At 69.5% G+C, this 12682-nt stretch carries 12 protein-coding genes; 6 read left to right on the forward strand and 6 right to left on the reverse strand.

Annotated features, from left to right (window positions below):
- The first annotated feature begins 144 nt into the window (after window positions 1–144).
- The gene (locus ACQPYM_RS03800; protein ID WP_433014818.1) at window positions 145–990 is read left to right on the forward strand and encodes a methionyl-tRNA formyltransferase; all 846 of its coding nucleotides are present in this window, start codon (window positions 145–147) and stop codon (window positions 988–990) included.
- Window positions 991–1069: 79 nt separating this feature from the next.
- The gene (locus ACQPYM_RS03805; RefSeq protein WP_433014821.1) at window positions 1070–1357 is read left to right on the forward strand and encodes an antibiotic biosynthesis monooxygenase family protein; all 288 of its coding nucleotides are present in this window, start codon (window positions 1070–1072) and stop codon (window positions 1355–1357) included.
- Window positions 1358–1730: 373 nt separating this feature from the next.
- Here the strand turns inward: ACQPYM_RS03805 and ACQPYM_RS03810 are convergent, their stop codons facing one another.
- Together ACQPYM_RS03810 and ACQPYM_RS03815 are read right to left on the reverse strand one after the other, a co-directional pair.
- Window positions 1731–2066 (reverse strand): YciI family protein, encoded by a 336-nt coding sequence (locus ACQPYM_RS03810; RefSeq protein ID WP_433023179.1) that lies wholly within the window; start codon window positions 2064–2066, stop codon window positions 1731–1733.
- 73 nt (window positions 2067–2139) lie between these two features.
- Window positions 2140–3093, reverse strand: a complete 954-nt coding sequence (locus tag ACQPYM_RS03815; protein WP_433014824.1) for an aldo/keto reductase — start codon at window positions 3091–3093, stop codon at window positions 2140–2142.
- A 258-nt stretch (window positions 3094–3351) separates the two neighbouring features.
- Here ACQPYM_RS03815 and ACQPYM_RS03820 point away from each other — a divergent pair, with 258 nt between their 5' ends.
- Window positions 3352–3921: a TIGR03086 family metal-binding protein gene (locus ACQPYM_RS03820; RefSeq protein ID WP_433014827.1), complete on the forward strand. Its 570-nt coding sequence runs from the start codon at window positions 3352–3354 to the stop codon at window positions 3919–3921.
- On the opposite strand, the gene ACQPYM_RS03825 is transcribed toward ACQPYM_RS03820, so the two are convergent.
- The gene (locus tag ACQPYM_RS03825) at window positions 3912–5189 is read right to left on the reverse strand and encodes a hypothetical protein (RefSeq protein ID WP_433014830.1); all 1278 of its coding nucleotides are present in this window, start codon (window positions 5187–5189) and stop codon (window positions 3912–3914) included. The genes ACQPYM_RS03820 and ACQPYM_RS03825 overlap by 10 nt on opposite strands.
- The gene (locus tag ACQPYM_RS03830; RefSeq protein WP_433014833.1) at window positions 5077–6126 is read right to left on the reverse strand and encodes a glycosyltransferase; all 1050 of its coding nucleotides are present in this window, start codon (window positions 6124–6126) and stop codon (window positions 5077–5079) included. The genes ACQPYM_RS03825 and ACQPYM_RS03830 overlap by 113 nt, the downstream gene beginning before the upstream one ends.
- A gap of 124 nt (window positions 6127–6250) precedes the next feature.
- Here ACQPYM_RS03830 and ACQPYM_RS03835 point away from each other — a divergent pair, with 124 nt between their 5' ends.
- From ACQPYM_RS03835 to aceB, 3 genes are read left to right on the forward strand one after another with little or no spacing between them, the layout of a single operon-like run.
- Window positions 6251–6841 carry a TetR/AcrR family transcriptional regulator gene (locus tag ACQPYM_RS03835; RefSeq protein ID WP_433014836.1) on the forward strand — a complete coding sequence of 197 codons (591 nt, stop codon included), beginning with the start codon at window positions 6251–6253 and terminating at the stop codon, window positions 6839–6841.
- Window positions 6838–7704: an LLM class F420-dependent oxidoreductase gene (locus tag ACQPYM_RS03840; RefSeq protein WP_433014839.1), complete on the forward strand. Its 867-nt coding sequence runs from the start codon at window positions 6838–6840 to the stop codon at window positions 7702–7704. The genes ACQPYM_RS03835 and ACQPYM_RS03840 overlap by 4 nt, the downstream gene beginning before the upstream one ends.
- A 10-nt stretch (window positions 7705–7714) precedes the next feature.
- On the forward strand, window positions 7715–9283 hold the full coding sequence (gene aceB, locus ACQPYM_RS03845) for a malate synthase A (RefSeq protein WP_433014842.1): 1569 nt from the start codon (window positions 7715–7717) through the stop codon (window positions 9281–9283).
- Window positions 9284–9319: 36 nt separating this feature from the next.
- On the opposite strand, the gene ACQPYM_RS03850 is transcribed toward aceB, so the two are convergent.
- On the reverse strand, window positions 9320–11815 hold the full coding sequence (locus tag ACQPYM_RS03850; protein ID WP_433014845.1) for a VIT domain-containing protein: 2496 nt from the start codon (window positions 11813–11815) through the stop codon (window positions 9320–9322).
- Window positions 11812–12666, reverse strand: coding sequence for a MerR family transcriptional regulator (locus tag ACQPYM_RS03855; protein WP_433014848.1), 855 nt, complete (start codon window positions 12664–12666; stop codon window positions 11812–11814). Before ACQPYM_RS03855 ends, ACQPYM_RS03850 begins: the two co-directional genes overlap by 4 nt.
- Between the last annotated feature and the right edge of the window lie 16 nt (window positions 12667–12682).

Below are 12682 nucleotides of genomic sequence, written 5' to 3' on the forward strand. Positions count from 1 at the left end.
CGCTATCGGCGCCCAGGCACGCACCTCGCGGCACTTGCCCAGCGCCCACGATGCTCCGCATCGAGGCCACTGCTCAAGCACCGCGATGCACGCACCTGGACACCGCTATCGTTCGAGCTCCACCGCTTACGGGACACTGGCCCCATGCGGATCGTGACGATGAACGCGTTCTTGCCCGGCTACACCAACATCGCGGGCTGGGCCGAGGAACACGGCCACGAGATCGTGCTGGTGGTCACCCCGCCGGCCGGTGCGAGCGACCGCTACGACCCGGCCGCGAAGCCGTTCGTGGTCGAACTGCCGCGGACGGCCGACGTTCTCGTCACCGGCAAGCTGCGTACCGTCGCGGCACCCGCGATCGCGGCGCTGGAACCGGACCTGGTCATCTCGGCCGCCTTCCCGCGGTTGATCCCGGCGGAGATCCTGAAGATCCCGACGTACGGCGCGGTCAACCTGCACCCGTCGGTGCTGCCGGCCGGGCGCGGCCCCAACCCGGTGCGGCTGGTGTACGAAGGCGCCACCACCGTCGGGGCGACGCTGCACCGGACCGAGGCGGAGTTCGACACCGGCGCGATCCTCAGCCAACGCGAGCGGCCGCTGCCCGAGGAACTGACCGGCCCGGCGATCTTCCAGGCGTGGCGCGAGATGCTCCGCGAAGTACTGGAAGAGGGAGCGGCGCGGGCGTTCGAGGGGGATCCTGGCACGCCGCAGGACCCGGCACTGGCCTCCGACGCGCCGATGTTCACCCCGGAGGAGCAGGTACTCCGGCTGACCGAGCCGGGCGCCGTACTGGTCCGGAAGTCCGCGGCTCTGAACGTCCTCGAACCCAAGACCAGGGTGCTCGTCGCCGGCACGAAGCAGTCCATACGCCGGATCGAACTCATCTCCGCGGGCGAGCAGTCGTCGCAGCCCGGCGAAATCATCACATACCACACCGACGGCTGGACAGTCCGCTCCGCTGACGGGGTCGTCCGCCTCTACACCTCCTGACGGCGCCGGGAATGGCGCGGGCCGAGTGGTGGTTCTGGCAAGTTGTTGATGACGGTCCGATGAGTGGAGCTGACCCGCAATGAGCACGATCGAGCTGACCCGGTTCAAGGTGTCCGAGGACAAGGCCGACGAGTTGGTGGCCGCCCGGCCCGGGATGCTCGCGGACTTCGCGGCCGACCGGAAGGGCTTCGTCGGCGCCCAGCTCGTCCGCCTGCCCGGCGGCGAGTGGCTGGACATCGTCGAGTGGGAAACCCCCGAAGACTTCGCCGCCTCCCGCGAAAAGGGCGGCAACCTCCCCGGCATCGCCCGCTTCTTCGCCGCCATCGACAGCCTGATCACCGCCGAAGAAGGCACCCTCGCCGGCTAGCCCCGCAACGTCGCGGACCGCCCCCACTCACAAACCCACCCGCCCAACCTCACGGCGCCCCCACCCTTGCGTGCTGACCACGCCCCGACCAGCTCAAACCAACTTGGTGAGTGGCAGCGGTCCGCCCCACCCCACCAAAGTCGAGCCCTCAGCCCCCCGCTATCTACGCCCCGCGCCTTCCCCATTTCGGTGGTCAACCCCCGGATTGGTGGGTTGCCACCCCGGCAGCTGGGGTGGCAACCCACATGCTCGGGGGTTGACCGCCGAAATGGGGAGGGGAGTTGCGGCGGCGGGGGTGGCGGGCTTGGGGTGCGCCGTGAGGGTGAGGTGGTGAGGGTGGGTGGGGCGTGAGGGTGAGGTGGTGAGGGCAGAGTCAGCCAGCCAGTTCCAGGATGTCGATCTCGGTGCCGGGGTCGGCGTCCGCGAAGCGGAGGGCCCAGCGGACGGCATCTTCCTTGGAGTCGACCCGGATGATCGACACTCCCGCGATCAGTTCCTTGGTCTCGGTGAACGGGCCGTCCAGCACGCGGGGCGCGCCGCCACCGGGGAACGTCACCCGGGCGCCGCGCGAGCTCGGCATCAGTCCTTCGGCGGTGCACAGGACGCCGGCCTGGCGCATCTCCTCGAGGACTTCGTCGGCGCGCGCCAGCATCTCCGGATCCGGAGCCTGTCCCGCCTCGAGTTTCTCGTTGCTCTTGTGCAGCAGCATGTAGCGCACCGGCTCCACCCTTCGTCGCCATCGACTGAGGGTTCTGACGGTAGCGGGGCAGAGCCCTGGTGGGCTACGAATGCGCTCCGACGGCCGCCCAGAAGCTCTCGGGAATCTCGTAGTCCAGCAACGCCACCAACTCCGACACCTCAGCCGCACTCCGGGCACCGACCACCACAGCCGGTACTGCGGGGTCGCGGAGCGGGAACTGGAGAGCGGCGGCCAGCAGCGGTACGCCGTACTGGTCGGTGAGTCGGCGTAGTGCGGAAATGCGTTCCGCGAGGGGGCGTGGCACCTGGGCGTAGCCGTGGGGCGCGCCGTCGGAGGCATCAGCCAGTACGCCGCCCTGGAACACGCCCGCGCCGAGAACCGCGACTCCGAGCGACCGGCAGAGGGGGAGCAGGTCGTCGGCGGCGGACTGGTCGAGCAGCGTGTAGCGCCCAGCCAGCAGGATGCAGTCGAGACTGCCGGGCAGTGTCTCGCGCAGGAAGCGGGCGGCGACGTCGGCGTGGTTGACGCCGAGCGAGATCGCCCTGATCGTGCCGCGGCCGCGAAGCTCCTGCAGCGCCCGGAGCGCCTCGGTGGACGCGCTGGCGAAGTCGAGGTCGGGGTCGTGGATGTGCAGGATGTCGATCCGGTCGATCCCCATCCGGCCGAGACTGTCCTCCAGCGAGCGGATGACCGCACGGTAGGAGTAGTCGAGGCGCGGGCCGATCCCCGGCGGCGGCTCGGCCCAGATCGGCTGGATGTCCGGGCCGCCGGGCTCGATCAACCGGCCGACCTTGCTGCAGAGCACCAACTCGTCCCGGGGCCGGCCGCGGAGAGCCAGCCCCGCGCGTTGCTCCGAGAGGCCGTAGCCGTAGACGGGGGCCGTGTCGAAGAGCCGCACTCCGAGGTCCCAGGCGCGATCGATCGTGGCGACAGCCTGCGCCTCGGGCACCGCCTTGAACATCCCGCCCAGCGAGGCAAGCCCAAGCCCCAGCCGACTGATCCGCAACCCGGTCCGCCCCAGCTCCACGCTCTCCACCCAAAGCACCCTAAAAGCCACCACCGACAGTCTCCGGATCCGAAGGCCCCCACGCAGCCTGGCTACGCGAGCTCCTCCGTCGCCCGCTCCGCAGACCGCTCCCGCCAACCCCAGGTGTGCGCGTGCTTCGCCCGCTTGATGAATGCACTCGCGGGGCGGCGTCTCGTAGTACGCGAGAGGGACGCTCGTAGCTCGGCTGCGGAAGTAGCGGCCGGGGTTCATAATCGATCATTCGGCCAGTCGAGGGGGAGGTACGAGATGAGCGAGATCGCGGAGCGGTATCGGCGGCGGGCGGAGCTGTTCGAGCAGAAGGTCGCGGCCGTCGGGCCCGACCAGTGGGGGAACCAGTCGCCCTGTGAGAAGTGGTCGGCCCGGGATGTCGTCGACCACGTGGTGATGATGCATGGCGTCATGCTCATGCCGGTGGAGCGGACGCTGGAGGCGGCGGATGATCCGTTGACGGCGTTTCAGCAGGCGAGGACTGCGGTGGAGGCGGTGCTGGCTGATCCGGCTTTGTCAGCCCAGCTGGTTGAGACACCGACCGGGCAGATGACGGTGGAGGACCACATCGACCAGGTCGTGAGTGATGATCTGGTCCTGCACGGCTGGGATCTCGCCCGGGCGACCGGCCAGGACGAGACGATGGACCCGGTGGACGTGGAGCGGTTGTGGGCCAGCACCACGAAGGTCCCACCCGACGTCATGGAGAAGTACCGCACTCCGGACGCCTTCGGCCCCGGCATCGAGGTCTTCGGCGCCGAGGTCGCTGTCCCGGAGGATGCTCCGTTGCAGGACCGGCTGCTCGGTTATATCGGCCGTCAGCCCTGACGCGACGGCGGCGCGTAGTACGTGGTCGGAGCGGATGCTCTGGGGAGGCTTTCGAGCGCGGGAGCCAGGGCGTCGGGGCCAGGGATCAGGACTGAGTCGCCTCGGGCAACGGTCGGCGACAGGTACTCGTGGCCGGGGAGTTCCGCGACGGCGGTTCGGCAGCCCAGGACCATGCCTTCGAAGAGGGCGGTGGTCGAGACGCCGACCTGGTACGTCGCGGAGGTCAACAGCGCCAGTGTGTTGCCGGTCGACATCCGGACTCCCGTCGGCAACGCATAGTCCGTACTGCGCTCGCTCGGGTGCAGGTGGAAGGTCACGTCGAGGTCGGGCCGGGCGGACGCCAGCGCACCGGCGTACTCGAGAAGGGCTGGGCCGATCGTGCCCTGGGACAGGAAGACCACCAGGCGCGGGTCCTTGGCGGCCAACTCCGCGGGGGACAGCGGGGCGATGAAGGAGGCGCCGGCCACCTCGGCCTTCATCCCGGCGGGCAGGTCGGCGACGTCGGTCCAGTACGAGCCGAAGCACCACAGCTCGTCGGGCTGGTCGGCCACGTCGGGGCGGCCGGGATAGCTGTAGCCAAGGTGGTACGGGCTGATCGCGCCGTGCTGCAGCTCCACCACGCGGATCCCGAGATCGCGGGCGGCCCCGACGATGTGCTGGTGGAAGTACGCGACCACCACGTACACCGTCTTGATCCGCCGGCGCTTGAGCAGCGAGCGGTAGAGCGCGCGGAGCCGGGTGTGCTTGGGGACCTCGCGGGCGACGAGCGACGCGACCGGCACCTTGACCCCGGTCTCGGCCTCCAGGGCTGCGGCGATCTCGGCGCACCGGGCATGCACCTTGCTGCTGCGGACAGCACCGGCGGCCGAGGTGAAGAAGTCGAGGTTGTGGCTGCCCGGCAGCGGGATGCCGTTGATACCGGAGTCCAGGATCAGCGCCGACTTGCCGAGCTCGGCGCGCAGCGAGTCGGTGTAGATCTCGACACCGCCCGGTTTCCGCGGATGCGGTACCACCAGCGCGTCATACGGGCCGCGGGCCAGAAACGGGTTTCGGGTGACTGTGCCGGCCACGTGCTTGGCGACCAGACGAGCCTGGTCGGCGCGGGTACGGCGTACCGGGTGGGGGTCGCCGTGGAGGCCGCTGCGGCGGGTCAGTTCATGGAAGATGCGCATCCGGATGATCGGCCACGGGTGCACGCCGTCGATCTGCCAGCTCAGCAGGTCCAGCTCCCGCTCCACCGCCCAAACCGCCTGGCACAGCGTCGTCACCGTCAGGATGGTGCCGCTCCCGGTACTCGTCGTGGTTGATCCCTACTATCCCCGCGAGGCTGCCGATGCCCGAGAAGAACCGGCGGACAGCCTTCAGCACGAACGCCTTGCGAGCCAGCACCAGACCGCCGAGGCCGAAGAACACGGCCGACACGATCCGGGCCAAAGAATAGGCCAGTACCAGGAGGTAGCCGCGCAGGCCGGGCCGGATCAGCAACCGGCTGATCGAGTCGCCGCTGCCGGAGCGGAAGGCGCGGCGGACCAGCCAGGACATTGTCGTCCGGGAGGCCGGGACGTGTTCGTGGATCTGGGCTTCCTCGCACCAGACGATCCGGTAGCCGGCCCGGTGGACGCGGAGGAAGAAGTGCAGGTCGCTGGAGCCGGTGTACCGGAAGGCGGGATGGAAGCTCGGCGTCAGCGAGTGGTAGACGTGCTGGGCGACCAGGGTGTTGTTCGTGTACGCCTTGTTCCGGAGATCGCCGGTCTCGTGCCGCCCGGTGGAGTCGTGGACGTCGCTGTGCCGGTTCCAGGCCGGGGCGCCGGGCGGGAGGAGGCCCCGGACCGGGCCGGTGACCACGTCTGCGCCGGTCGAGCGCCAAGCGCGCAGCATCGTGGCCAGCCAGCCGGGCGGTGCGACCTCGTCGTCGTCGACGAAGATCAGCGCGTCGTCGTGCCAGGCGAGCAGCACCGATTTCTCCCGGGCGAAGGGGATTCCGGGCTCCGGTTCGGTGGCCGCCTCGATCGGGTAGCGGGCCTCCTTGGCCGCGCGCTGGATCACTTCGCGGGCGCTGCCCTCATCATCGTTGTCGACGACAATGATCCGGACGGCGAAATCGTCCTCGGCCGGAAGTTCTTGCGCCTGCAGGCTGTCCAGCAGGGCGGCCAGGAGAGCGGGTCGCCGAAAGGTGATGACGGCGATCGCGACCCTGGTGCTCATGCCGACCGACAATATCTGTTCACGGTAGTCGGCCGTCAGTTCGCCCGTGGGTCGAACACCGGGGAAATGTGCTGTTAACGCCGCGCCGGAGATTCCTGTACCTACGGCTGGGTACAGTGCCGAGGTGGAGACAGCGGAACGGTTGATCCGCAGTACCCAGGAACTGCTCTGGGAACGCGGTTACGTAGGGACCAGCCCGAAGGCGATCCAGCGCGCGGCGGACGCCGGCCAGGGCAGCATGTACCACCACTTCAGCGGCAAGGCCGAGCTGGCCAAAGCCGCCATCGAGCGGTCCGCCGACGAGCTGCGGACGGCCGCCGAGGAGCAGTTCGCCGGCCCTGGTCCGGCCACCGATCGCATCGCCGCCTACCTGCGGCGCGACCGCGACGCGCTCAAGGGCTGCCGGATGGGCCGGCTCACCGCCGACCCGGACGTGATGGCCGACCCGGTACTGCGCGCGCCGGTCGCCGAGACGTTCGGCTGGCTGCGCGGCCGGCTCGCCGAGATCATTGCCGAAGGCAAAGAGTCGGGCGAGTACCCGGACTCGCTGGACCCGGAGCGGACGGCGGCGACGATCGCGGCCGTCCTGCAGGGCGGCTACGTGCTGGCCCGCGCCGACGGATCGACCGAACCCTTCGACCTCGCCATCACCGGCCTCGTCGACCTGCTCGAAAATGTGACCACGGATCTGCCGCTCGAAGGAGTCGCCAAATGAGGATCGGTGCCGTCTTCCCGCAGCTCGAGATCGGGGCCGACCCGAGGGTCGTGCGCGACTGGACCGAGACCGTCGAAGCGGCCGGTTACACGCATGTTGTTGCCTACGACCACGTGCTCGGCGCCGATCCCGCCAACCGGCCCGGCTGGAAGGGGTACACCGACCAGTCGCTGTTCCACGAAGTCTTCGTGCTCTTCGGGTACATGGCCGCCATCACCACCTCGCTGGAGCTGGTCACCGGCGTCCTGGTGCTGCCGCAACGCCAGACCGCGCTGGTCGCCAAGCAGGCCGCCGAGGTCGACGTACTGAGTGGCGGTCGGCTGCGTCTGGGCGTCGGCATCGGCTGGAACGAGGTCGAGTACCAGGCGCTGGGAGTCCCCTTCAGCCAGCGTGGAGCTCGGCTGACCGAACAGGTCGAGTTGCTCCGCAAGTTGTGGGCCGAGCCGGTCATCTCCACGAAGGGCCGCTTCCACGAGGTGGTCGAGGCCGGGCTCAACCCGTTGCCACCGCGGCCGAGCATCCCGATCTGGTTCGGTGGCAACGCAGACGCCGTCCTTCGGCGTACCGGCCGGATCGGCGACGGGTGGATGCCGCAGAGCGCGCCGAACGACCGGGCTCGTGCGCAGGTCGAGCTGGTCCGCGCCGCCGCGGTGGAGGCCGGCCGCGATCCGGCGGAGGTCGGGATCGAGGCGCGGCTCACGCTGGGCGCGGTACCGGAGAAGGAGTGGCCCGGCTTCGTGGCCGGCTGGCGGGAGCTGGGCGCGACACATCTGGGCGTGAATACGATGGGCTTCGGACTGGACAAGCCCGAAGACCACGCCGCCGTACTGCGAGACGTCCTGCCGCTCTTGCGGGACAGCTGAGGAGACACCTGTGTCAGTCGACCTCACCGGACCGATGAACGATCGGTACGACGAGATCCTGAGCGAGCGGGCCCTGGAGCTGATCGGGCTGTTGCACCGGGAGCTCAACCCGCGTCGGCTGGAGTTGCTGGAGCGGCGGAAGGCCCGGGTGGCGGAGATCGCCGCCGGCGGGTCCCTCGGCTTCTTGGAGGAGACTCGGGCGGTCCGCGAAGACCTGTCGTGGCGGGTCGCGGACCCGGCGCCGGGGCTGGTCGACCGGCGGGTCGAGATCACCGGGCCGACGGACCGGAAGATGACGATCAACGCGCTGAACTCCGGCGCGAAGGTCTGGCTGGCCGACCAGGAGGACGCGAACACGCCGACCTGGGAGAACGTGGTCGGCGGGCAGCTCAACCTGCTCGACGCCGTCACCCGCAAGATCGACTTCAGCACCGGCAGCAAATCCTATGCGCTGAAGCCCGACGAGGAGCTGGCCACCATCGTGGTCCGGCCGCGCGGCTGGCACCTGCCGGAGAAGCATCTCCAGGTGGACGGCTCACCGGTGTCCGGATCGCTGGTCGACTTCGCGCTGTACCTCGTGGCGTGCGGTCAGCTGCAGCTCGATCGCGGTCAGGGGCCGTACTTCTACCTGCCCAAGATGGAGTCGCATCTGGAAGCGCGGCTGTGGAACGACGCGTTCGTGCTGGCGCAGGACTTCCTCGGGATGCCACGTGGCACGATCCGGGCGACCGTGCTGATCGAGACGTACCCGGCGGCCTTCGAAATGGAGGAGATCCTCTACGAGCTGCGCGAGCACTCGGCCGGGCTGAACGCGGGTCGCTGGGACTTCATGTTCAGCGTGATCAAGACGTATCGGACCCGCGGTACGGACTTCCAGTTGCCGGACCGGAACTCGGTGACGATGACGGTGCCGTTCATGCGCGCCTACACCGAACTGCTGGTCAGCACGTGTCACAAGCGCGGGGCCCACGCGATCGGTGGGATGGCGGCGTTCATCCCGAGCAAGGATCCGGCGGTCAACGAGCAGGCGTTCGCGAAGGTCGAGGCGGACAAGGCCCGCGAGGCCGGCGACGGGTTCGACGGTTCGTGGGTCGCGCATCCCGGCATGGTCGAGACGTGCAAGGCGGTCTTCAGCGCCGTACTGGGTGACCGGCCGAACCAGCTCGACGTACTGCGCTCCGACGTGCGCGTCACGGCCGCGGATCTTCTCGATGTCGCGTCGACCCCTGGCTCGGTGACCGAGGCCGGGTTGCGCAACAACATCAGTGTCGCGATCCAGTATCTGGCCGCGTGGCTCGAAGGGACCGGTGCCGTCGGCATCTTCAATCTGATGGAGGACGCCGCCACGGCCGAGATCTCCCGCTCGCAGATCTGGCAGTGGCGCCACAACCAGGTCGTCCTCGACACCGGCGCGGTGGTGACCACGGAACTGGTCACCACCCTCGCCGACGAGGAGATTGCCAAACTCGACGGCGACCCCTCGACCTACGCAGCCGCCCGCGAAACCTTCCTCGCTGTAGCGCTTGCCGACGACTACATCGACTTCCTCACGCTGCCGGCGTACGAACGCTTCGAGTAATCGCTTCGGTTCAGCTTCGTTTCGCGTCCACTGGGGTCAGGTTCGCTTCCAGAAGTCGCGCTTGCGCTTCGGCTCCGGGTCGGCCGGCTCGGTTGTGGTGGTGCCGGCAAAGGCTTCCAGGGTTTGCAGGGCCAGGTCCCACAGAGCCGTCAGCTGGGTGGTGGTGGGAATGCCTCGGCCTTCGACCGCTGCCAAAGCCGTGAGCAGGTCGCGGAGGGGGTCTGCCTGGGTGCCTGCGTTCTGGAGTAGGGCGCGGAGGCGGCTGGCCAGGTCGGCCAGGATGGTGCGCTGCTCGGCCGGGTTCGGCGTACCGGCGTTGCGGAGCAGGTGTGCTTCGGACGCGGCTTGGAGCCGGGCCTCGGCGAGCGGGTCCCGCTCGATCGCTGCGGACTCCTGGAGACCGCCCACCCGCGCACGGCGTTGCATCGATCCCGCGAAGGATGGCGAGGCGCCGAAGCCCCGGGCAGCTCCACCGCGCGGACCGGCGCCGCGCGGACCGGCGTCGAAATCACCGGCTGCCGCGAAACCAGCAGGTGCAGCGGGCATCCCAGGGGGTGCGGCGGCGAACGCGGAGACAGCCGTCGGCATGCCGAGTTGGCGGGCGTCCCAGCCGGAGGGGAGTTCGACCGGTTGGGTGACGCGGTGCTTCGGACCGCCTTCCGCGACGACGCGCGAGTCCACGGCCACGAGAGCGGTGAACCGGCAGAGCACGCGATGCTTCAACGACACCGCGACGATCCGCTGCTCCAGCTCTTGCGAGTCGCCGGCGCCGATCGTGTAGCGGTCCTCGAGCTCGCGCAGATGCCCGCGCGCCCACATCGGCGCGACTGCGCCACTCTCAGTCCGGACGGCCGGTACGGGCGCTTGCCATTCCTCACCCGACGCGGTGATGCCGCGCAGGTGAGCGACAGCCTTCTCGGGTGATCCGCGGTACCGGCCCCGGAGTACCAGCGGAACGCCGGCGAAGGCGTTCGGCATCCGAGCCGGGCTGATCGTGTCTTCGATCAGGGTCAGCCCGTCGGCCGACAGGGTGAGGTCGGTGAGCAACGGAGTACCGATGCGGAGGTGGATCCGGTCGAGTGCCTCGTCCAGACGGTCCTCGCTCTCGACGAGTTCGCAGCGGCCGCCGCCGAGACCGGCCAGTCTGCCGAGGAAGCCTGCGTTGACGGCTCGGTCGATGCCGACGGTGTGAATCCGTACGCCGGTCAGCGGTGTGGCCAGCTCGGACAGCAACTGGTCTTCGTTGCCGATCTGTCCGTCGGTCACCAGTACGACGACGCGATCACGCGCGCCGGCCTGGTCGGCGTCGAGCATCCGCGCCGCTTCACGCATCGGCTGCAGCATCTCGGTGCCACCGCGGGCTTCCAGGCCGGCCAGGTGCTCGACGGCGCGGAAGCGATTGCGGTCGGTGCCGTCGGCAAGTGCATCCGTCGGCAGCCCGGCGGGACGCTCGATGACAGTGTCGAAACTGAGGACCGCGAAGCGATCCTTGGCGGTCAGCGTGTCCACGATCCGCGCGGCCGCCCGCCGGGCCGCGATCATCTTCCAGCCCTGCATGCTGCCGGATCGATCGAGTACCAGTACGACGTCCCGAGGCCGCGGCGCAACAGCCTCGAGCGGGGGCAGCACGGTCAACTCGAACGTCCCCTCACCGTCGGCCTGCTCGGCGTTGCCGGTGCCGTCGGTGGTGCTGGCGTGGTCGGCGTCGGGCTCGAGGGTGAAGGCGGTTGCCGTCGCTTCGGCGTCGCCGTACGCGAGTCTGAGGATGAAGTCGCGGTCCACTCGTTCACCTGGGTTGATCGCGACGGAGGTGAGCCGGTCGCCCTGCTCCGTACCGATCGCGTGCAGGCTCGACCGGATCCCGCCCAGGGGAAGCCCAGCCGGGTCGATGTCCGCCTGGATGCTCAGCTGAACCGGATTCGGGAACCCGGGCAGCAGGATCGGGGGAGTGATGCGCGAGGCGTCCGGTACGGCGTCCGTGTCCGGTACGACGCCGTCGCCGACGCTGGATCCTGGGATCGGCGTACCGGGGATGTAGCGCGGCGCCACCACCAGCGGCAGCCGGTACGTCGCTTCGCCGTCCTCGTAGGGGAGGGGCGCGACCAGTGTCAGCTGCACGGTCACTCGCTCACCGGCGACGATGTTGCCGACCCGCAGGGTGAAGACGTCCGGGCGCTCCTCCTCGGCGATCGACGCGCGCTGCCCGGCGGCCAGCGCATCGTCGTACGCCGCGCGGGCTTCGGCGCGTTCCTTCAGTTCGGCCTCGACGGTCCGGCCGTCGGCGGTCATCCGCAGCCCGGTCACCGCGGCGCGGGCGGGCAACGGGAAGATGTATGTCGCCTCGAGCGGGACGTCGTGCGGGTTGTGAAAGTCCTGCGTGATGACGGTCCGCGCCACCAGCCCGGTGATGCCGGCCCGAACGTCGATCCGCTCCAACGGCAGGTTCCCCCGCTCGGTGTGCAACGCAGCCAGCCCGCTGTCGTCCACCGCTTCCTGCAGCTCACCGGGTTCGAGAGTGGGCAGAACAGTCATAACTCGTCTCCTGACACTTGAGGCAACAACCGCTGCCGAACCAACTCCGCCACCAACCCCGAAGCAGCCCCCACCAACCGCTCCACATCAACCACCCGACCGTCCACACCCCCATCAACCACAACCCGAACCCCATCCCCCAACCGAACAACAAACCCCACCCCCACCGCCGCGCCAGGTGCCGCCGAGCCAGCCGCGCGAAGCGCAGCTGGTTGATCACCGGCCGCAGGCGCAGAGGCCGCCCCCGGCGAAGCCGCCGTTTGCACCGCCGCAGCTGGAGTGGCGGCGCTATGCGCCACCAACTCGTCGCCGCGAGCGGACTCGTCCGCGGTAGCGCTGACGGCGCGGTGTCGCTTGTCGCCGCCGGCATCCGCGGCAGCCGGCTGCGCCGGCGCTCGAGGGCTGGAGGCCTGGCGCGTGTCCGCTGGGTCACCGTCTGCCGACCCTCCAGGCGGGCGGTCCGTCCAGAAGCGGGTGCGCTCTGGTGTGGATGCGCCGGCGGGTGCCGGCGTCGGGTTGCTGGAGGGGCTGGCCGGCGGCTCGGGTGGAAGGGCAGCGATGGGCTCGAGGGCCTCGTCGGGAGCGCCGGTTAGTTCGGATTGGATTTGGGCGAGGGTTTGGCCCTCGGACTGGCGGCGTTTGATGGCTACCAGTTGGAGGAGGTGGCGGCGGCTGTAGAGAGCTGTCCGGCCGCGCATCTGGGCGGGCCGGTCGATCAGACCGGTCGTGGTGTACCAGCGAATCGCCCGCTGGTCGGGAACCGCGCGCACCCGACCGTTGACCGGGCCTGGAGAGTCGGCCAGTGCCGCCTCCACCCGTTCCGCCAGCTCGCCGAGCGTCCACAGTTCCATCTGTGGATCATGACAC

The organism is Kribbella sp. CA-294648 (assembly GCF_050943845.1).
Taxonomy (GTDB): Bacteria; Actinomycetota; Actinomycetes; order Propionibacteriales; family Kribbellaceae; genus Kribbella.